The sequence below is a fragment of the Coriobacteriaceae bacterium genome (genome assembly GCA_025992855.1).
Lineage (GTDB): Bacteria > Actinomycetota > Coriobacteriia > Coriobacteriales > Coriobacteriaceae > Collinsella.
Map to the genome: position 1 here is coordinate 1,764,109 of DAJPGB010000001.1, position 22,570 is coordinate 1,786,678.

Here is a 22,570-nt window from a genome sequence, read left to right on the forward strand (position 1 = left end):
GGACCTCTTCTTATTTCAGACCTAAATACTGTTCCCAAAACTCTCGCGAAGTCATGTACGGCATGGCATCTTTCCATGCCCCCCTGGCACTCTTGCCCTCTTTACGATAGCGCGCCATCAGTTCGTGCTCTCGGCGGCGAATACTCTTGAACCGCGCCCGATCCATCGTGCGGACCGACCCCTTCTCGCGGGTCGGATCAAGAAATACCAGCGTCTTGCAACGCGTCGAATTGCCTTCAAGCGTACAGCTGCCATTCTTAACTGCATAGCCGGGCTTTCCGCGCAACAGCGCATCGGGAAGATAGTGTTTGTCGTAAGGAATAGATCTCCAATACTTCATAAATTTCGAAGGATGGAATTCCAGATTAACATTAGCGAGCACTTGCTCCGTAACCCCAGCCTTGCGAAGAAGCTCTGGATCCATTTCGGAAACAGGAATCAGCTTTTCGTTTAACTTACCCTTACCAATCATCGTCGCGGCGCCATCAAGCTTCTGGAGATACTCAGGGCCGCGCAGATAGTCCTCAAAGCCATCAAGGATAAACTCAGCAGCCTGATAATCCATATCGCGCAAGTTCTGACGTACCCCTCGCTGAATACGAAGGACAAACATTTTCTCATCAGCACAATCATCGAGTGAAATCATGGCAAAGAAGTTGCGGAAGTACTGGTAGCAGTCAACCGAAGCGCGGAAACGCCCCTCAAAGCTTGCATGCCACACGCAAATGCAATTCATGGTCATGTAGACAGGCTTATTGCGCATGCCAAACTCAACATCGTCACAGCGGATGAAGAAAGGCATGGGAAGACCGTTCTTTTCGATAGCCTTCACCGGAATGCAGCTATACCACCAAGCTCCATAGGCCTGGTCAACCTCAACACTCGTACGCTCGTTTTCGAGAATGTCAGCCAGCTTGCCAACATTCAGATCTTCTTTTACTCGACGATAGGCACCAGTAGTCGTCACATACGAGACATCCTCAAACTGACGAGTGGGATCCTCCATCGAAAGCATGGCGCCGTTAATAAAGGCATCCTTATATTTGCCCCTAGCAAGAGAGAGCAGGTTGAACGTACGAATCAAACTCTCGGGCATGATAGAGACATCGTCATCCATCAAGATGATATGGGTGAACCGATCAGGAGTTTCAGTAGCCGCCATCATTCCACGCGCGAATCCCCCCGAACCGCCCGTATTGGGATTCGGGAGCACGGTGACTAGCCCATCGGAAAGTGATGCAGAATCGAGCGTCTGCCCATTGTCGACGACAAACATGTGGAAGTGGTCGCGAATCGGACCGTCCTCTTTGGAGATGCCTGCTTTAACGAGTTCAATATTCGGAAGAATGTACTGCTCATTCTTAAATGTAGTAGTAGAAAGAGCAAGATTGATCTGGTTAATTGAGTCCTCAGGAACATCAGTCAGATAAGAGGCGTTCAAGAGGTCTACGGAATAGCTCTCATCACTCTCAATCCTAAAACCGATCAAGTCGTAGCCGGTTGTATCGATATCGATATCGAGAACGCAAGGATCAACTTTATCGCCATCAAAAGGATAAGATTTAAGCTCGACGGGATTCAGTTCGCAAGATCTCACTCCATGAACGACAACCCGGCCCCTGCCAAATAAAGCCATATGCAAGACGACGCCGCCAACAGACGCATATTGTTGCCATTTGCCAGCAGATAAGCCATTCACATACGTCAAAAAGTCAACGTTTCCATTGATATGAAGTGAATGAATGTCGTCATCATACGAAGCATCACCAGAGAGCACGCGATAGTAGAGTTCGGGAAAATCCTTTGCATGCTTTTCAACTTTAAGTACAACATTCGCAAGTTTAAACTGCATTTCAAATACCTTAATCAAAGCTGTTGTAACTACTAATTACATTCGACGACAAACTTTGCCATCGCGGAGCGAACATCAGGATCAGACAAAACATCCTTTGCAAAATGATCATGCCCGCAGATGTCCATAGGCATGTAAGGCCATCCAGGATAACAGGCGTCAGCGACCTTTTCCGCTTTCGCAGGAACCGAAAAAGAGAAACCGCCAAACGGATGCTTTCTTACGGGAAGAATATCGTTGCGATCCCAAATTATTTTTCGCTTAGGGGCATCAAAAACGTTATCGATCGCGTATGCAAAATCGCCATGAGGCTCATCGGTCAACAAACCAAGTGCATGAGCCTTTTCGTTAAACGAATCGAATACGCTCTGGACAAGATCAATCTCCGCAGAAGAAACAACTGTTCTCTGAGCTTCCAAGTCAACATCCCCGCACTGCACGCTAAGACCACTGTCGGGATGAAACATCCAAGGATTATCTTTCCAAAAACTAAACTCATGTTCATTTTTGTCAAAGAAATCCATAAGCTCAATTCTGAGTTGCCTAAGTCGATCGTTCGCGCGCTTGGAATTCTCGGCCGCACGGTCGTAAATCGAAATGTCCACAAAACAAGGTATAAGCGAATTAGTTGAACAAAAGCGAACTTGACGGCACTTTACAAACCAGTCATATACAAGAGTGATTTGATATTCAGGGTCGTCTTTTAAAGCGGCAGTGAGCTTATCCACATCGGACCTAAGCATGCAGATATCAATATCGTCGTCCCAAGGAATAAAACCCGATCGAGACAAGGTGCCAACAAGAGAACCATAAGAAAGCCAGTATTGAATATTATCGGCAGCACAAATCGCGTCTAGCTTACTCATCAACGCCGCGTTTGCCTGCTGCATCAATCGAATATCACCCTCGGCGTCGGGCAATGCATCAAAGATTTTGCAACGGAGCTCAAAAGGGGTGAGATCGGGGTACGCACGTCGCGCTAACAATTCAAAGCGAAGCCTCATTTGTTCTGACAGACTTTGTTGGCGTTGCTTGAGCAATTCAATTTCTGGAAATAGCCGAGTATCGAATTTGTAATTGATATTCATATTGATACCGTTATCGGCCTGCTCAATACGGGCGAAAACCTCGTCAAAACGACGGTCCATATCCTCATGCATAGCATGCAACGATCGGGATGAGCCAGGGAGGATCTTTTTAATAGTAGAAAGCAAGGACATGGCTTAACCTTCGCAACAACAAACAATGAACGAAGCACAATTACTCATATGATACAAAAGAATGAGTGGGTCCCACCTTGAAACCCACTCACATGAAGACTACTCCGACGCCTCTTTCAAATACTGTTTCCAGAAATCGATCGAAGTAAAGACATCTCTATACGAAGCGTATTCGGTATAAATCTTATCTTTGTTTCGCTTGAATTCCTTCTCGGCTTTACGAAAACGACTCCAAACCTCTTTGAATCGCTTCTTATCCATACGTCTAATGGCACCCTTTTTATTAGGCATATCTACCACAATAAGCGTGTCAACATCCCTGATTTTACCTGCGGGATAAACCCATCCCGCAGCATCAATAACAGCAACCCTACCGTTACGTTTAGCGGAGTCGTTAACAAAACGGTGGCCATTAATGGTCAGATAATCCTTAAATGCCTGCAGCCTAGACCTGTCGCCCCCAAGGCTCAAATTGCCAAAAGTCAGTTGCGTCAAGTCGACACCCAATTCTTGTGCCTGAGGGATGAGCTGCTCGATGGGAATCAATTGTTCCCTTTCACGATTTGCCGCCATAAAACGGGATTCAGCGACAGGATGAGAAATCCACTCCGGACCTCTCAAAAAATCTTCAAGACCTTTTACGGCAAGAGCAGCTTCATCGTAATTAAATTTCTTCAAGTCGAGCTCAACTTCACGACGAATCTCATAAAGAAAATCAGAGAGAGGCGCAGCGCCAGTTGTCGCCTGACTGATTAGCGTATTTCGGCTTACCTGATAACGCTCCACGGCAGCACTATACTTAAACTTAAAGGAATTATGCCAAACGCAAATACCATTCATGGACATGAACTTGGGTTTGCAACGAAGCGCATACTCAGCATCATCAGAACGAACAAATAAGGGCAAGGGCAACCCCTCACGTTCAATCGTTGCGGTAGGTATAACGCAATACCACCAGCCAGCATACTGTTGGGCAGTGTCCTCATAAAGGCCAGTTGGGGCCTTATATATCTCGGTCTCAACGACATCATGAAGTGAGGTCATATAGCCTGCAGGCTTAAGGGGAGAAAAAGTTCCCTTAGCAGTAAAGAACCCTAAATCCTCGGTACGCAAATTGGGCTCTTCCAAGCTCATCATGGCACCCGATAAAAAGGCCTCAGCATATTCTTCTTTGAGAAGAGAGAGCAGGTTGAAAGTGCGGATAAAACTCTCGGGAAGAACCTCGACATCATCGTCCATCAGGAGAACATGAGTCGCTTTAGGATTCTGCTCAAGTGACTCAATCATCCCCCGAGCAAAACCACCAGACCCGCCGACATTAGGATTTGGATGAACAGTAACACGCGATGAATCCAGGTTTGCACTATTCAGCGAACGGCCATTATCAATAATGTGTACGTGGAAATGATCAGCAATCTCTTCATCAGAATCAATAATGTTCTTTTGTAAAAGAGATACGTTACGGACAATATAGTCTTCTTTTTTAAACGTAGTAGTTGCAAGCGCTAGCTCAACTGGATGAATATCCAGTTCTTCACAATCGCAATAATAATACGCATTCCGAATATTAACAGGGCCTTCAGTACTGATATTAAAAGCGTGCAGAATCTCTCCCTCACAAAGGGAGAGTTCGATTTCAGCCGTACTCCATTCATCGGATCGTTGCAAACTAACCGCAGAGCCATCAATTGTAGAAGGAATCCAAGAATAATTATTTGCATACGTCTGCTGAAGCGTTAAGGCGGAGCCGCAATACTCGATATGAAGATAAAACGCCTTTGCAGTAGTGTATTTTCGCCACTTATAAATGGATAGCGCATTAAAATATGTTGTGAAATCAACATTGGTCGATTTCATGATTTCAATAGCGCCATTCGAAGTTGGAATAACAAGACCCTCCGTTGCCCTATAGCAAAGCAATGGATACTGCAACATCGCATCAGATCCGTTAAAAATCAAATTTGCAAGTTTAAAATGCATTGAAAACCATCCAAAAAATTCCTGGTGCAACTTGGCAAAATGGCATAAATGCCCATGGCATTGTTTGCATTCTCACTGATTTTAAGAATGCAAACAATGTACTAAAGGCATCTAATCAAAATGAAGTTTTAGCTCTTCCTCCCAGTCGGGCATGTGGAAGCCGACCGACTCGAGCCTGGACAGGTCGAGAGCGGAGTGGACCGGGCGCGGGGCGATGGGGCCCGCGGCGTTCGCGTAGTAGTCGGCGGTCGAAACCGGCAAGACCTTCTCGCCGTTGCCGTTGGCCGCCTCGAAGACGGCGCGGGCGATGTCGGCCCAGGACTTGACGGCGCCGGAGCCCGTGCAGTCGTAGGTGCCGTAGGGGGCGTGCGTCCCCAGCACGTGGAAGATGGCCTCGGCCATGTCGCGCGTGAAGGTCAGGCGTCCCAGCTGGTCGTCCACGACGGTGACCTGCGTGAGCCCGTCCTCGGGGTCGGCCACGCGGTCGGAGAGCCCCTTCATGGTCTTCACGAAGTTGTGGCCCTCGCCGATGACCCAGCTGGAGCGCATGATGTAGTGGCGGGGGCACCCGGCCACGGCGATGTCGCCCGCGGCCTTGGTCTGGCCGTAGACGGAAAGCGGGCTGAGGGGCTCGACCTCGGTGTGGACCTCGGCGGTGCCGTCAAAGACGTAGTCGGAGGAGACGTGCACGAGCGTGATGCCGTGCTCGGCGCAGGTGCGGGCGAGGAGCGCCGGGCCGGTCGCGTTGGCCTTCCAGGCGATGACACGGCCCTCGGGGGTCTCCGCTTTATCCACGGCCGTGTAGGCGCCGCAGTTGATCACGGTGCCGTAGAGCGACCAGTCGTACTGTGTGTAGGCGTCCGGGTCGGACATGTCGAAGGTGTCGATGTCGCAGAAGTCGAAGTCCTTGGCGACGCCGCGCTCCTCCGCCAGCGCGCGGACCGCGTGGCCCAGCTGGCCGTTGCAGCCGGTGACGAGGGTGCGCCTGGGAGCCATGGGGACGACGTCCTTCAGCATCGGGTGGTTGAGGTCGGCCTCGGAGACGGTGGCCTCGGCCAGCGGGATCGGCCACTCGATGGCGAGCTCGGGGTCGGCGAGGTTCACGAAGGTGTAGGTCCTCTTGAGCTCCAGCGACCAGTGGGCGTCCACCAGGTAGGTGTAGGCGGTGCCGTCTTCGAGCGCCTGGAAGGAGTTACCCACGCCGCGCGGGACGTAGATGGCCTTGGACGGGTCGAGCGTGCAGGTGTAGACCTTGCCGAAGGTCTCGCTGCCCTCGCGCAGGTCCACCCAGGCGCCGAAGACCGAGCCGCGGGCCACGGAGATGAACTTGTCCCAGGGCTCCGCGTGGATGCCGCGGGTGACGCCGCGGCTGTCGTTATAGGAGATGTTGTTCTGGACGACCCTGAGATCGGGGATGCCCAGGGCGGTCATCTTGGCGCGCTGCCAGTTCTCCTTGAACCAGCCGCGCGAGTCGCCGTGGACGGCGAGGTCGACTACCTTGAGGCCCTCGATGCCGGTCTCGGCGACGGAGAGGTCCTTCTCGAATGCGATGTCAGCCATGTGGGAAAAGCTCCTATCGAAGAGGTTGGGAAACCGGGGCGCCCGCGCGGGGACGCAGGATCATCCCCATGCCCTGCGGCCCCGCGCGGGCGCCCCGCGGTGCGGTTCGCCGGGGTGCGGCCTACTGGCCCTGCGCCTTATACCTGGCCTCGGTGGCCTCCTTGGCCGGGCGCCACCAGGACTCGTTGGCGACGTACCAGTCGATGGTGGCCTTGAGGCCCCCGGCGAAGTCGGTGTGCGCCGGCCTCCAGCCCAGCTCGCGCTGGAGCTTCGTGCTGTCGATGGCGTAGCGGCGGTCGTGGCCGGGGCGGTCGGCGACCCAGTCGAAGTCCTCGGGGTCGCGTCCCATCGCCTCCAGGATCATGCGCAGGACCGTGATGTTGTTCTTCTCGCCGTCGGCGCCGATGAGGTAGGTCTCCCCCATGCGGCCCTTCGTGAGGATGTCCCAGACGGCAGAGGAGTGGTCCTCGGTGTGGATCCAGTCGCGGACGTTCTCGCCCTTCCCGTAGAGCTTGGGGCGGACGCCGTCGATGATGTTCGTTATCTGCCTGGGGATGAACTTCTCCACGTGCTGGTAGGGGCCGTAGTTGTTGGAGCAGTTGGAGATCGTGGTGCGCAGGCCGTAGGTGCGGGTCCAGGCGCGGACCAGCATGTCAGAGGACGCCTTGGTGCTCGAGTACGGGCTGCTCGGGTGATACGGCGTCTCCTCGGTGAACTTCGCCGGGTCGTCGAGCGCCAGGTCGCCGTAGACCTCGTCGGTGGAGACGTGGTGGTAGCGGATGCCGTACTTGCGGACGGCCTCCAGCAGGCGGAAGGTGCCCTCCACGTTGGTGCGCAGGAACGGCTCCGGGTCGGCGATGGAGTTGTCGTTGTGGCTCTCTGCGGCGTAGTGCACGATCGCGTCGTGGCCCGGGACGATGCGGTCCAGCAGCCCGGCGTCGCAGATGTCGCCCACGACGAGCTCCACGCGGTCCGAGGGCAGCCCGGCGATGTTCTCGGGGTTGCCGGCGTAGGTCAGCTTGTCCAGGACGGTCACGTGGACGCCCGGGTGGTTGTTGACCACGTAGTGCACGAAGTTGCTGCCGATGAAGCCGCAGCCGCCCGTGACGATGATGTTCTTGGGGGAGAAGGTCTCCTCTGCCATGTTCGAATCTCCTTGTTCCTAGTACTCGCGCGGGCTGTTGACGATCTCGCCGGCGGCGACCTTCTTCAGGTGCTGGCCGTAGACCGACTTGCCGTAGGCCTCGGCGGCCTGCTTGAGCCCCTCGGTGGTGATCCAGCCGTTCTCCCAGGCGATCTCCTCGGGGACGGACACGGGCAGGTCCTGGGAGTGCTCCACGGCGCGGACGAACTCGGCGGCCTCGTGCAGGCTCTCCATGGTGCCGGTGTCCAGCCAGGCGTAGCCGCGGCCGAGGGTCACGACGGACAGCGTCCCCTCCTCCAGGTACATCCGGTTGAGGTCGGTGATCTCCAGCTCGCCGCGGGCCGAGGGCCTCACCTCGTGCGCCTTGGCGGCCACGTCGCCCGGGTAGAAGTACAGGCCGGTGACGGCGTAGGAGCTCTTGGGCTCGGCGGGCTTCTCCTCGATGGAGACGGCCCTCCCCTCGCGGTCGAACTCCACGACGCCGAAGCGCTCGGGGTCGTCCACGTGGTAGCCGAAGACCGTGGCGCGGCCCGACTCGGCGTTCTGCACGGCTCGCGTCAGGTGGCGCGACAGGCCGTTGCCGTAGAAGATGTTGTCGCCGAGCACCAGGGCGCACGGCTCCCCGGCGATGAAGTCCTCGCCGATGGTGAACGCCTGCGCGAGGCCGTCGGGGCTCGGCTGCTCGGCGTAGGAGAGGTTCACGCCGTAGCGCGAGCCGTCCCCGAGCAGGCGCTCGAAGTTGGGCAGGTCCGTCGGCGTGGAGATGACCAGGATGTCCCGGATTCCCGCCAGCATGAGGGTGGACAGCGGGTAGTAGATCATGGGCTTGTCGTAGACCGGCAGCAGCTGCTTGGAGGTCACGAGCGTGAGCGGGTACAGGCGCGTGCCGGACCCGCCTGCGAGGATGATGCCTTTCATTCAATCACTTCCAAAGTCAGTGAACGGAAAAATAAATCCGTTTAGCAATGTTCCTGATTGAGAGCGACAATTTACGAGCGGTTAAATCAACCGACGATATATTGATACCATCGAGTGAACAAATTGCGCGCACAAAATCAAACTCATCGCGTTTCAATTGCTCTTTTTTATCCTTAAAAAGTGAGTTCGTAGTAGATTCGTTGCACACTCTAAAATAGGAATAAATTGAGTCTAGATAGCAGACATCACCATTCAGTGATAGACGAATCCAATACTCCCAATCAGGGGAGTAACACAAAGAATCATTAAAGGGTCCAACCTTTTGCCAGCAATCTCTACGAAACATAACATTAGAAGGCTCTCCATAGATATTATGAGTTCGAAATGTCTTGCGGGCAAAATTAGAGCCGTCTAAAACCATATCCCGCTTAAAAGGTCTCCTCTTCATTGTAATGACACCATTCGAGTCAATAACACATGAAGCGCTGAAGCAGAGGGAGCACTTTGGATTAGCATCCAGTGCTGCAACCTCAGACTCAAGAGCCCCGGGTAACAAAATATCATCCTGGAAGAGGAAATGAATATACTCGCCAGAAGATTTCTCAATGGCATTATTCCAGTTTCCAACAAGACCGAGATTACTGGCGTTTCTAAATACCTTAATTCGAGAATCCATTAGCTTGGAAACAATCTCAAATGTTCCATCAGTTGACTGATCATCGAAAATTAATAATTCGAAATCGCTGAAAGACTGGCTTAATACCGAATCAATTGCCTTCAAAATGTACTTAGCACCATTAAAACATGGCATCAACACACTAACTTTAGGCATCCTTGTCCTCCTTATCGGACAAAAATTCCTCAATAAAATAGCGAGGACGATGCTTCGTCTCCATATAAGTCTTTCCAACGTACTCGCCGATGACACCCAAAGCCAAAAGTTGAAGTCCGCCAAGACACCAAATTGACATAATAATGCTTGTCCAGCCAACTTGTACATCGCCAATAAAATGACCAATTAAAAGATATACAAGTGCAAATAAACTAAAAATAGAAATGATTAAACCGGTGAGAGTAATTATCCTAATCGGTTTAGTACTAAAAGACGTTATACCCTCAAAAGCAAATGACAACATTTTACCGAGCGTGTATTTAGATTCGCCGGCAAACCGTTTCCCTCGCGAATAATACACGCAGCAAGATTTGAAGCCAACTAAAGGAACCAAACCACGAAGGAATAGATTAACCTCACGGAATTGAGACAATGCAAGAACAGCACGCTTGGACATCAATCTATAGTCAGCATGGTTATAAACAGCATCGACGCCCAACGAAGACTGTAAGCGATAAAAAGATTGTGCGGTAAAACGTTTTAGAAAGGAATCGCTAGAACGATCATTTCGTACACCATATACAACTTCATAGCCTTCGCGAGCTCTTGAAACCATTTCATCAAGCGCATTGATATCATCTTGTAAATCCGCATCCATCGATGCTATTAAATCAGCAAACTCAGCTGCCTTATGCAACCCAGAAAGTAAAGCCTTCTGATGGCCACAATTCCTAGAGAGCTTAAGTCCACAGAATAAGGAATTAGATTGATGAAGACATTCGATGATCTCCCAAGTCTTATCGGATGACCCATCGTCAACAAACAAAACCTTACTGTTCGCATTAATTTGAGACAATTTTACTAAAGTGGAAAACTTCTCCAAAAGCCTTTTAGAGGTTTCCCGCAAAACACTCTCCTCGTTGTAACAAGGAACCACGAGATAGAGAATCGGCAATATGTCCATCTTTGTCATGCAAGCACCTATCACTTAAATGCCCAATACTTACTTAAAATATAATTAAGAGGATAAGTTACAAACAAGTTAAGCAGTGGACCAAGAATAGAAGAAATTCCAAGCACACTAACCCAAAAGTACAAAAGGATGTTGTTGATAATCAATCCAGTAAAAGCACTCGAAGCAAGCAGCTTGGAAAAACTTGAAATAAGTGAACTCAAATCTGATCTCTCATTATCAAAAACAAATTTATTGTTCCAATAGAAGGAATTGATGACACCAGCAAAATATGAAACTATATTGGCGACAATATAGTTCACTCCAATAAAAAGGAGTGCCGCGTAGACTAAGTAAGAAACGATTGTATTTGAAAGTCCAACAATCGAAAACTTCAGAAATTGAATCACCGAATCTCGTTTCACTAAAGACCCTTTTCCCACTGTTATCTATAAAGGACATATACAAAACAAGACGTTCCATCATCGATTTGAGTATATCCGGGCAGTTTTTTAAAACCACTATATCCTAGTTCATCTTTCAGTTGAGAAAGAACCTCTTCTTCGCAGTCGTGATTATTCATGTAAACAACCAGATCATCAGAATCAATATTATTTCTATCGCAAAAACTGCTAATTGCTTTCTGATCAGGAATCAGTGCATGAATGCGAGACAATTTGGCAACTTCTAATAGCTTCGCAGTAAGCTGATAATAATCATAAGAGACAAAGAGCCCCGTTGAACCCGCGTACTTCTCTACTGCGGCTTCATTGTCAGCAGATTTCGGATATAAATACAAAGCATTGGAAGAAAAGAAAACAGAATCTGCAACAATAATTGCGAAAACAAATACTACAGAAACTAAAATACTGCCCTGAAAATTAAAATCAGTATTTTTTCTATAGCGAATTTGCAAATATCTAAATAGATACAAGATCATTCCAAATCCGAATAACAGTAATCCTGGATATGCCAGGCATATGTATCTTGACGAAGTAAAAGGAGATACATAGCAAGCTGTGACGTAAAAAACAAGGGATGAATTAAATAATAAAACTATATAAATCGACTCAGGATGCTCACGATTAATTTTTTTATTCCATAGCAAGTAGAAACAAAGGGCAATTGACAAACAGAAGCAGGCAATCAAAAGAAGCCTTGATCCGAAGAACAAATCAACGGACGACGACCCTAGAAATTGCCAAATTCGTCTAAGTAATACCATTACCCCTGATTGTGATGAGGCCGATTCGACATAGTGATTCCCAAACATGTTGCTTAATGCTGGAGGAAATATGATAAATGACAGACAAACCGATAAGACAATCGTGGCTCCATATTTAAAGGAGAACATCCACCCTTTTCTTGCCCAAAAATAAATAGTAAAAAAACAGGAAACAAAAAAGAGATAAATATAGAAATAGAAGTGAGTTAAAAACCCCAATAAAGAAATAACAAATAGGCGGAAATAAACCGATCGATTGGCGAAGGAAGCATTAAACAAATCGAATAACGCATCAAGAAATGCTAGGGCAAGTGTCACCAATAACAGATACATTCGAATGTAGGTCACTAGATTTAACGCTATGGGACAGAAAGCCCATAGTGCCATTAAAATTAGAGCGACTGGCTTACTCTGAAACACTTTGTAAGAAAGCTTAAATAAAAATACCAAACTGAGTGAATAGAAACATAGATTAGGAACCAAGCCAAACCATTTGCTAAATTCATTCGGAAACAGTGAGCAAACGGTATGAATAATGAAAAAATAGAGAGGAGGATGTGCGTCATTACTCAGATTATATAAAACCGAATCAAACCGAAACACATGCCCTGTATCAACTGTCAAATAAGACTGAATGAACGTAGGATCCATCCAGTTGGCATTCATATTGTTTTCCCAAAAAATACATGGAAAATAAAAACTATTCGAGAGGCCGAAAGTCCACAGCTCGTCAACATGAAACCCTGTTTTCAAATTGCAATAATAAATTGCGACTAATAACGCAGCCACAAACATTACAGCAAATAAAACGCCATAAGACTTGCATCGTTTTGCACATGAATTCATAAACGAGTCCCTATAATTAATTGGTAGCTAAACTAAAGGAGTTTACGAAAAATCATAAACTCCTTCAAGATTAAACTCATACAGTAGGACTAAACCACTGAATTACTGCAATAGCGAATAGATGATAGACTTGCATCACTTACTATTTATCAACCAACTTAACCTCAATCGCTTCCATATGTAGGGCCTCTCCAGTTGTACCGGCGCACTCGCCCGACTTAACCCAATCGAGCCAACCCTTGTTTTGCACATGAGCTCTATAGACGACGTCATAATACTTGACGAGATCTCCCGTCAGTTTTATTTCAACGGCCTCAACAGCAAGAGACTTTCCCGTAGTGCCAGCAACTTTGCCGTTCTTGACCCACTTTTGCCAGCCGATATTCTGAACGTGAGCTCGATATTCGATGTTGCCTGAATACCCAAGATCGGGTCTGCTGATCTTCAACGCCTCAACAGCTAAATTACGACCAGTTGTACCAGCGGTCGTGCCTTCGTAAACCGGCTGCTGCCAGCCAAGGTTTGAGACATGCGCCTTGATTGAAAACGACCTCTGAATAGAAGGTTGACTTGTATCCCCAGGAGCGGGCGAGCCCTTTTCAACTAAAACGACCTGATATGCCTCGAGCCTCAAACCAAAACCGGTCGTTCCGGCAACTTGGTCATTGCAGGCCCAGCCGAGCCATCCCTTATCCTGAACATGGGCTCGGTAGTAAACGTCATAGCGATTTGCCATCTCGCCAGTCAGGCGAATCTGAATAGCCTGGACGGACTTGCTCTGCCCCGTAGTACCGGAGACTTCCCCCTCTTTCGCATAATCTTGCCAACCGTAATCGGAAACATGCGTCCTGTACTCCAAGCCACCATCGTAGGGAGCATTCTGCAGGTTAAGAGTAATGGCCTCGACAGCTTTTGACTGACCAACGGTACCGGAAGCATTTCCACCCTTGGAGGCCGATTGCCAGCCGTCATTCGAAACATGCGAAGTTGCCAAGACGTCAAGAGACCCTCGTGACACCTTAACAACATCGTAGCCCGACTCGCCCTTCTTGAAATAAGTCAAAGCACCGCTATTGTGCGAATAGATAGCAAAGTCGTAATTTGCCGAAGCAAGTATGGAATCCGAAAACTCTACGAGATAACAAGAGTCACCCTGTTTGCAAAGGGACCTGATTGCAGCATCCGTGTCTTCGGTAACCGGAGAAGCAAACCAATCCATAATCGAATAATCGATGACGGCACCAGGCTTCAAGGCCTCGGCCTTCGTGGAATTCCAAAGTCCACCAGCAGCATCGGCACTGGCCGAGTTATACGTACTAGACCCATAACCAGACAGGCCGATCTCCGGATTAAAGAAGAGGATCAGCTCTGCAGCAACGGAAGAATCGACATCGGTAATGCCAAGACGGTCAAGCTGTTCCTGCTTTTGGGGGTACATACCCGTCGGCGTGTTTGGATGCCCCTTGTAATAATACAAATAGTCATCGCCATAGATAACTTCGGTCAAATTGGCATAGTCGTCAAAATTCTGCTCGTAAGAAACGTACGTTCCAAGCAGCATCATCACCTTTTTGCCCTGTTGAGTCGCTGCATCAAAATAACCATCGTTAAAGTTGTACAGGGCCTTAAACGCTTGGACTGTATCCTCTCCCCTATTCTGCAAGCTCGTAAGCATGCTCGAAACATTCACCTTCTTAACATTAGGATCGGATGCGATCTTGTTAGCAAAGGCATTATCGTCACCACTCGTAAACAGATTCGTTCGAGTCATCCACCACTGAGTGCCAGGCTCAATACTCAGCACGGCATACATAGAATCCCAGTGATCGTGATAATCGCTATACGACTTTGAAACCTCACCGGTTTCGTATTCCTTATTCTTGGCAGCGTTCCATAAAGCAATCAGCTCCGCTTGCTTAGAATCCGGATCCTTAACGTCGAAGGCCTCGTTGGTAAAGACATATGTGGCAGATCCATCGGACAACAGCCGAATGGAGTATTGACCAGCGGGAATCTTATTGGCGTAAATCATCCTATGGATCAACGAGCAAGTGATGTCATTGATATACAGATTGAACTTTGCCTTTGGGTTGATCTTGTAGAGAGCAGCGACATAATCCGCGAACGCCTGATAGCTCGAACTAGAAGCATTCTCCTCATGAGTCAGGTACGGAAGACCATACATCCCGGATGGAAGCGAGTTCCAGTTATAGGCACTTGGACGATCGAGCATCACAATTGACGGAATGGTCGTTCCAGCAGAAGAGGTGCTGATATCCCAGAAAGATAGCGAATAGAGAACAACGGGGAAAGAAGCACTCAAAGGGGCAAGGTTGTACTCGCTCGCAGAAATACCAATTGACTGATGATCCTCATGAACAATATTTCCGTTCTTCAAATACTGCAACGTAACGTCAAACGGACCATAATCGCTAAATTCAATTTCACTGGAGCTAGAGCCCAGATCTCCGAGTGCAATCGTGCTGGAAACAGAACGGGTAACCTTCCCTCCATACGACATGGAGCCAGACAACTTTATTGAATCGGCGATACCGAGTCGTTTTATATCCTCGATCTGCGGAATATTTAGGGTTACTTTAGTCGTCTCCCCAACCTGAGAAAGAGAGCAATTAAAGACATACGGGACATAGGCGCCAGCGGTATCGCCGGGCGCCGCATCACCCTTCTTTACAATGACGATCTGTATTGCTTCAACGGCATAAGACCAACCGGAGGTTCCCGCAGTCGACCCATTTGAGGTCCATCCAAGCCAGCCGAAATTAGAAGCATGAACGCGATAATACAGGTCATAAGAAGCTGCCCTGTCACCCGTCAGCTTGAGCTCGACGGCTTCAATCTGAAGGCCCTTTCCCGTCGTGCCGGAGACAGCTCCATTAGAAACCCAATCCTGCCAGCCTTCATTTTGAACATGAGAGCGGTATTCGATACCAAGGTCCTCTGAATTAGGGAGGGAAACCCTGAGCGCCTCAAGCCTACGAGACTGGCCTGTTGTGCCAGAGATCGAGCCATTCGATGTAAACGTCGGCTCCCAGCCAATGCCTGAAATGTGAGATTTATAGTTGACATCCGGGACCGCCTCTTTGGGCTCCATGGCAACATCAATCGAAGGCGCCGTTTCATCGGCTACAGCAGCAGTTTGATCCGAGGGGTCGGATTGGGTCTCTGGGACGGATTCATATTCGTTGGATCCAACATTTTGATCTGCCCAACAAGCCAAAGGGCTCAAAAGCAGCATCGACATGAAGCAGGAAATCAGAACAATAAATGCTCTAAATTGCCTTTTCAAAAGAATCGCCTCCTAGATAGACAGTCTTCAATAACCATACTATCGGGAGTTAGCTTCATTAATGCCACCAATTAGGTGAACGAAGAAAAAGGAGCCTTGTCCAACGGCAAGGGCCCTTTTTTGTTGCCAAGACTACGGCAACAAGAAAAGGCCCTATAACAAGCACTCGCCGCTTACGGGAATAGCTAGTAGATTACCACCTTGGTAGCAAGGGGCACGTTATCCCAAATCCATTTAGCGCGATCGATGGGCAAACGCACGCAGCCTTGTGAAATATGCATTCCCATTCGGCTGTCCATGGGTTTAAAAGTTCCCTGGTAGTACGGTATTGAATGGAACAGGTAGTCCCCATAAAACTGCGTGTAGTAGTAGCAGGTATACCCATGTCCAAACGAGTAGCCCTTGCCGGTGACGGTATACTCACCCGTAGGCGTTGGAGTACTAGGGGCGCCGGTAGAGCAAGTCCAGTATTGAGCGTAACTCCACGACCCGCGCTGGCCACGAAAAACTCCAAGGCGGCATGCTTGCCTGTCAACCATAATGAGCCAGCTTGTATTGCTCGAATATCTATTAGCCCGATTAAGCATAGTCATCATATCTGCCGGCAACAAAGGCTGGTCAGTAAACGGACGCGCAGTAGAGCCGGGAGCACCAGCGCCCTTGGGAACAATTTTCACTTGAACAGACTCGACTCTGCAGCCTATCCTAGACGTACCCGCAGGCTGCCCATTTGAGGTCCAGTCGAGCCACCCAAAGTCTTGGCAATATGCTCGATACCAAACATCAAAGTAGTTCGATAAATCACCGGTTAACCTAATCTTTAGAGCCTCGATACGCTTTGCACAGCCAACTGTGCCAGCGACATTCCCATTAGAAGTCCAGCCTTGCCAGCCCACATCCTGCACATGGGCGGAGTACTCAATACCGCCCGATACACTACTTGAGACATTCGACTTCAGTGCCTCAATAGCAAGCGATCTACCAGTTGTGCCAGCAACACCACCGTTGCCAACGGGATTCATCCAACCGAGCGTGGCGACATGCGCCTGGAGCGTTAGAGCTGGAGCCGAGATAAATGCGGGCGCAGACGATGCACCAGGATTTCCGCCCTTCACTACAAGCTTTATTTGGACAGCCTCTATCTGGATATTTAACCCGGTAGTTCCAGCGGAATCGCCGTTTTTGGCCCAACCCAACCAACCATAACCAGCCGAATGAACTCGATAGAAAATGTCATACTGATTCGCCAGGGGACCATTTATGCGCAGTTCAAGAGCCTGAATGGCCAACCCTTGTCCAACGGTCCCAACATAACCGGCAGACCGCCATTCCTGCCAACCAATATTGGCAACATGGGCTCGTGCCTCAATAAGAGAGCCATCATCCACACCGGCCAGCGACACATTCAGAGCTTGAAGCGAAAGCGATTTTCCCGTTGTGCCGGCATCCTGCCCATCTAAAACAGATGGAGACCACCCACGATTAGCGGAATGGGCCTGATAAACAACATGAGTGCAATCGGCGGAAGTATCGGAAACAAACGCTCCGTCCGTTACTCCGGGCGCGCCACTGCCTTTACCGATAATCTTTACTTCGACAGCCTTAAGAAATGAACCCGGTATCGTTGCTCCCGCATCCGCGCCATTACACGCCCAACCAAGCCATCCTTTTTTGGAGTCAAAACACCGATACCAAACGTCATAGGCATTAGACAAATCACCAGTAAGAGTCAATCTCACAGCCTTTAAAACACGCCCATCGTTTTTAGAGGTAAGCGCAGCACCGTCAGAAACAACGCCGCTCCATCCATTAAATTCATAGCAGCCTGAATAACCGATTGAACCTGAAGTCTCTTGATTATCAAACGAGATAGAAAGCGAGGTCAAAGGTTCAGAGCCACTCTCAGAACCCATTAAAATCGTTTTACCCTGCACAGTGCCCAAGCTATTGCCATTAAGGCTATACGAACTGCCACTCAGAACATCCGTAGCTCCAATGAAATGGTTCAACGTATCGCCGGGAGCAGAGCCGCCCTTTTCAACCAACAAAACCTGAATACCCTGAATGGCAGCACCTTTCCCCACCGAGCCCGCAGGAGACCCATTGGACGTCCAGCCCAGCCATCCGCCCAATTTGGGAGCATACACACGGTACCAAATGTCGTAAGTTGCAGATATCTCGTCATTCAGCTTAAACTGAACGGCCTCAATGGACCGAGACTGCCCGGTCGTGCCAACAGTACCTGAAGACCAGCTTTGCCAACCAATGCCAGAGACGTGCGCGCGAGAGGAAATAGAGCCTCCGTGGCCATACCAATTAACACTAAGCGACAGTCCCTCAATTGCATTTGTTGAGTCAATGACCCCCGATGTCTTTCCGTTCGCGACAACACCCATCCATCCAACATTGGAGACATGAGATCGATAGGAAACGGTAGGCGGTTCCTGGGAATGGTCCCTAAAGGCATCGCCTCGCGCTGGCGCATCTTGAGCATTTTTTGGAAGCACCTTTATCTGAATAGCTTCGACCTGATAAGCATAGCCCTGTGTTCCAGCAGGCTCACCATTCGAGGCCCAGCCAAGCCAACCAACATTTGCAGAATGAACGCGATACCAAATGTCATACGATTCAGAAAGACCGCCCGACAAAGATAGCTTGATCGCCTCGATGGCTCGCGACTGTCCAACTGTTCCAGATGTCTGCCCGTTACCCACCGGCTGAGACTCCCAGCCGATCCCGGAAATATGAGATTGGACCGAAATGCTGTCACTCCCCAAAGGGGTGCCATCTTGTGAAAGCAGATTGATCTTTAGGGCTTCGACGCGCTTAGCACGACCTGTTGTACCAGCCGTCATTCCATTTGAAACGGGAGTTTGCCAGCCAATATCCTGTACATGAGTCTGGTATGAAACAGAGCCAAAGACAGCGGATACATCATTTTCGGGTTTCGGCGAATCAGTCGCATTGGAAGCAGACTCGCTAGAAACGGATGAGGGTGAATCATTGTCTGGCACAGTCGACTGCTCGACTTCAGCCCCCTGTTGTTCGTCATTTAAGACGAAGTCCTCGTCTTCTGAGCTGCCGGCGGCATTAACGGAATAATCAGTAGATTTCGGCTGTACCGGTAAAGAATCAGCCCAGACAGAAAGGGGCGTCAGAAGACACTGAAGAATCAGTAATGGCGTCATTGCCGTTGCTAGCAGTCGTTGCGTCTTTTTCATTCGACTCCCCCATCAATCGACCATCTTTAGCATCATTATTTATCGTTTCGGCAATTGCTTAAATAACGAAAACGTGAATGGCACTTAAATAGAAACGAACGGACCGTTGCAAAACGGCCCGTTCGTTTTAACCAGAGTAACTGCTAAAACCCGTGCGAAAACATGACTTTCGATCAGCTATGCAAGCGGCACGTTGTCATACCAACCCCACTTTGGCTTATATGAGGTGGAATAATAATCCAACCAGTACGCCATATCGAGCGTCCTGATCTGACCGACATTATCCATAACCTGGTTATTGCCAATATAGAGACAAACGTGACCGTAAATGCTGCCCATGCGGGTATGCGTATGCGAAGGAACGGCAATGACCATTCCGACTTTCAGCTGAGAATAGTCGGTGAATTTACAATAATCCCAGTAGTAATCGCAGGCATCTGTATGGACGTTCCTAAATCCGGCACGCTCGTAGATATCTGCAATCCACTCGGAGCACAATCCCGGGCCAGGAGACGGTACCTGTCGGGCAAAATCTACAATCTTCTTCTGCATGGGATTTGCAAATGCAGAAGGCTGCCCAAGCAAACACGGCGAAACGGTGCTCCCGGGGGCATTGGCGCCCTTCCTTGTAAGTCGAACTTGGACAGCTTGGACATGCATCCCATAGCCAGTGCTACCGGCAACGGCACCATTTTTAGTCCAACCAAGCCAACCGACATTATCAACATGGACCCTATACCAAACATCAAAATAGGTTGCCAAGTCACCAGAAAGAGAAATTTTAATAGCCTCAACCGAATTAGTTTCAGCAGTAGACGAAAGCTGCTCCCCGTTTGTCTTGCCAGAAGTCCAGCCAACATTCGAAAGATGCAGTTGATATTTAATCCCGCCGGCAACAGATGAAGTAGTTTTAGCCGAAAACCCGGTGATGGAAATTCCCTGACCAGTTGTACCGGACACCTCTCCGGCCGAGACAGAATTCTGCCAAGCGCCTTTCACCTGAGAGGAATATGTCACCGAAGGTATTTCAAGATGGGAATATCCCGATGTATCAGGATGGGAAGCACCCTTCTTAATGAGCTTAATCTGAACAGCCTCGAGAGAGCACGACATACCGGTGGTGCCGGCCTCCTCGCCGTCCTTGGCCCAGGCCATCCAGCCGATGTTGGAGGCGTGCACGCGGTAGTAGACGTCGTAGTCCTTGGCGAGGGAGCCCGTGAGCCTCAGGCGCACGGCCTCGACGGCGCGGCCCTGGCCGGTGGTGCCGCCCTCGGAGGCCGAGGGGGTGTCCCAGCCCTGCCAGCCGATGCCCGAGACGTGGGCGTCGATCTGGACGGACGAGCCGTCTGAGTAATCGGAGCTGTCGAGCGAGAGCTTGAGGTCCTCGAGGGCGAGGCCGCGGCCGGTGGTGCCGGCGGTCGCCCCGTCGGACACGGCGCCCTGCCAGCCAACGTTGGAGACGTGGGCGCGGTAGGTCAGGGACATGGGCTTCTTCTTGAAGGCGTAGTCGACGTTGGCCCCGTCGGACGAGGGGGCGGCGTCGCCCTTCTTGACGAGCCTGATCTGGACGGCCTCGACGCTCCTGCCGAAGCCGGTGGTGCCGGCCTCCTCGCCGTCCTTGGCCCAGGCCATCCAGCCGATGTTGGAGGCGTGCACGCGGTAGTAGACGTCGTAGTCCTTGGCGAGGGAGCCCGTGAGCCTCAGGCGCACGGCCTCGACGGCGCGGCCCTGGCCGGTGGTGCCGCCCTCGGAGGCCGAGGGGGTGTCCCAGCCCTGCCAGCCGATGCCCGAGACGTGGGCGTCGATCTGGACGGACGAGCCGTCTGAGTAATCGGAGCTGTCGAGCGAGAGCTTGAGGTCCTCGAGGGCGAGGCCGCGGCCGGTGGTGCCGGCGGTCGCCCCGTCGGACACGGCGCCCTGCCAGCCAACGTTGGAGACGTGGGCGCGGTAGGTCAGGGACATGGGCTTCTTCTTGAAGGCGTAGTCGACGTTGGCCCCGTCGGACGAGGGGGCGGCGTCGCCCTTCTTGACGAGCCTGATCTGGACGGCCTCGACGCTCCTGCCGAAGCCGGTGGTGCCGGCCTCCTCGCCGTCCTTGGCCCAGGCCATCCAGCCGATGTTGGAGGCGTGCACGCGGTAGTAGACGTCGTAGTCCTTGGCGAGGGAGCCCGTGAGCCTCAGGCGCACGGCCTCGACGGCGCGGCCCTGGCCGGTGGTGCCGCCCTCGGAGGCCGAGGGGGTGTCCCAGCCCTGCCAGCCGATGCCACTTACATTGGCGTTAATTTGCACAGAGCCGTCTTCAACAGGATTCAAGATGCTGACCTTAAGATCCTCCACTGATTTAGACTGCCCCGTTGTGCCAGCCGTAGATCCATCGCGCTTGCTGCTCATCCATCCAATATTCGAGACATGCGCCTCATACTGAATATGCATCTTGCTGTCATCTACGTTCAGAAGAGAACCGTTGAAGCAGTAGTTCATGTCACAGCGTCCGTTAACGCCCGGGACATTGCCACTGCTTGAATACTGCCAGAAACTGTAGCTGCCAGCATAATCGCAACGCCAATTATATTGAGCGACCCAATGGTCATAACCGCTCAACGACGGAGAATTCAGGTAGTTGTTAAGCCAGTTAAGGTTCGCATAGATACCCGACTTAAAGCCAACGGCCTCCATACGGTTGCAAAAAGCCTGCGCAATCTGAGTAAGCTTATCCTTGCTGAAATCCGGATCTTGCAAGATATAGCTGTCCTCAAGGTCATAATAAACGGGAAGCGACGGATGATGGCCACCGAGCCAAGCAAGTGTCCTGTCGGCCTCTTTATTTGCATCCTCTACAGAACGGGCATAGGAGTAGTAATACACGCCATAAGGAATGCCGAGACGTTCACATTCAACAGCGTTTCTTTCAAAAGAACCGTCAGGTTTTCCGTAAACCGGACCGACCTTGAGAATGGCAAAATCAATCCCCGCGGCCTTAACCTTATTCCAATCAACAGTTCCTTGATGATTGCTGACGTCGATGCCGCGTGCAACAGCGCCATTGGGCAAAGGATCGTCAGTTAAAGACTGCGCATCGATGTCGCCATTGTCCGAATCGATAAGCACGCCGTTTTCGAAACGCCAAGAGTTCGGTTCCAAAGAGTCCGCTTCGCAGGAATTCATCTCAGTGGAATCATCGGTTGGAGCTTCACCGTTTGACTCGTCAACACCAGATTCTTCAACGCCAATTCCAGGCTGTTCGCCTGAATCAGAGTCTGCATTCCCATCAGGACGAGCAGCATTTGCATCGTCACCATACCATTCGGTTACACCCTGAGAACCCGAGGCATCGTCCTGCGCTCCCTGAGAACTTGCACCTTGAGATTCGTACTCGATCGATGTTTGCGAGACCGACTGCGAGGCAGCGGCGGCCTGGACTGACAGCGCATACGCGCTGTAAGGCTGAATGATTTGCGACCAGCCCATCAATAGCGTACAAACCAAAGCCGCAGACGCTTTGAGACGTTTCAT

Annotated in this window: 12 protein-coding genes; all 12 read right to left on the reverse strand. The window is 50.5% G+C overall.

Translation table 11 applies throughout. The features are described 5' to 3' along the window. Positions 1-10 precede the first annotated feature (10 nt). The 12 genes from OIL88_07565 to OIL88_07620 all read right to left on the reverse strand — a co-directional run bounded on the left by OIL88_07565 (position 11) and on the right by OIL88_07620 (position 22,198). Positions 11-1,852, reverse strand: a complete 1,842-nt coding sequence (locus OIL88_07565; protein HJI72216.1) for a glycosyltransferase — start codon at positions 1,850-1,852, stop codon at positions 11-13. 32 nt (positions 1,853-1,884) lie between these two features. Next, positions 1,885-3,072: a LicD family protein gene (locus OIL88_07570; GenBank protein HJI72217.1), complete on the reverse strand. Its 1,188-nt coding sequence runs from the start codon at positions 3,070-3,072 to the stop codon at positions 1,885-1,887. A 99-nt stretch (positions 3,073-3,171) separates the two neighbouring features. Then, positions 3,172-5,052 carry a glycosyltransferase gene (locus tag OIL88_07575; GenBank protein ID HJI72218.1) on the reverse strand — a complete coding sequence of 627 codons (1,881 nt, stop codon included), beginning with the start codon at positions 5,050-5,052 and terminating at the stop codon, positions 3,172-3,174. Positions 5,053-5,163: 111 nt separating this feature from the next. Beyond that, positions 5,164-6,612: a sugar nucleotide-binding protein gene (locus OIL88_07580; GenBank protein HJI72219.1), complete on the reverse strand. Its 1,449-nt coding sequence runs from the start codon at positions 6,610-6,612 to the stop codon at positions 5,164-5,166. Between the two features lie 121 nt (positions 6,613-6,733). Then, positions 6,734-7,756 (reverse strand): dTDP-glucose 4,6-dehydratase, encoded by a 1,023-nt coding sequence (rfbB, locus tag OIL88_07585; protein HJI72220.1) that lies wholly within the window; start codon positions 7,754-7,756, stop codon positions 6,734-6,736. A gap of 18 nt (positions 7,757-7,774) precedes the next feature. Further along, positions 7,775-8,674, reverse strand: a complete 900-nt coding sequence (gene rfbA, locus OIL88_07590) for a glucose-1-phosphate thymidylyltransferase RfbA (protein HJI72221.1) — start codon at positions 8,672-8,674, stop codon at positions 7,775-7,777. Positions 8,675-8,690: 16 nt separating this feature from the next. Further along, on the reverse strand, positions 8,691-9,506 hold the full coding sequence (locus OIL88_07595; GenBank protein ID HJI72222.1) for a glycosyltransferase: 816 nt from the start codon (positions 9,504-9,506) through the stop codon (positions 8,691-8,693). Then, complete coding sequence (locus tag OIL88_07600; protein ID HJI72223.1) at positions 9,499-10,479, reverse strand: glycosyltransferase family 2 protein; 981 nt, start codon at positions 10,477-10,479, stop codon at positions 9,499-9,501. Before OIL88_07600 ends, OIL88_07595 begins: the two co-directional genes overlap by 8 nt. Before the next feature lie 424 nt (positions 10,480-10,903). Then, entirely contained in the window at positions 10,904-12,529 is a 1,626-nt protein-coding gene (locus tag OIL88_07605) for a glycosyltransferase family 39 protein (GenBank protein ID HJI72224.1), read from the reverse strand. 142 nt (positions 12,530-12,671) lie between these two features. After that, positions 12,672-15,836 carry a hypothetical protein gene (locus OIL88_07610; GenBank protein HJI72225.1) on the reverse strand — a complete coding sequence of 1,055 codons (3,165 nt, stop codon included), beginning with the start codon at positions 15,834-15,836 and terminating at the stop codon, positions 12,672-12,674. Positions 15,837-16,021: 185 nt separating this feature from the next. Next, positions 16,022-19,057, reverse strand: a complete 3,036-nt coding sequence (locus tag OIL88_07615) for a L,D-transpeptidase family protein (GenBank protein HJI72226.1) — start codon at positions 19,055-19,057, stop codon at positions 16,022-16,024. 177 nt (positions 19,058-19,234) lie between these two features. After that, entirely contained in the window at positions 19,235-22,198 is a 2,964-nt protein-coding gene (locus OIL88_07620; protein ID HJI72227.1) for a GH25 family lysozyme, read from the reverse strand. Positions 22,199-22,570 lie beyond the last annotated feature (372 nt).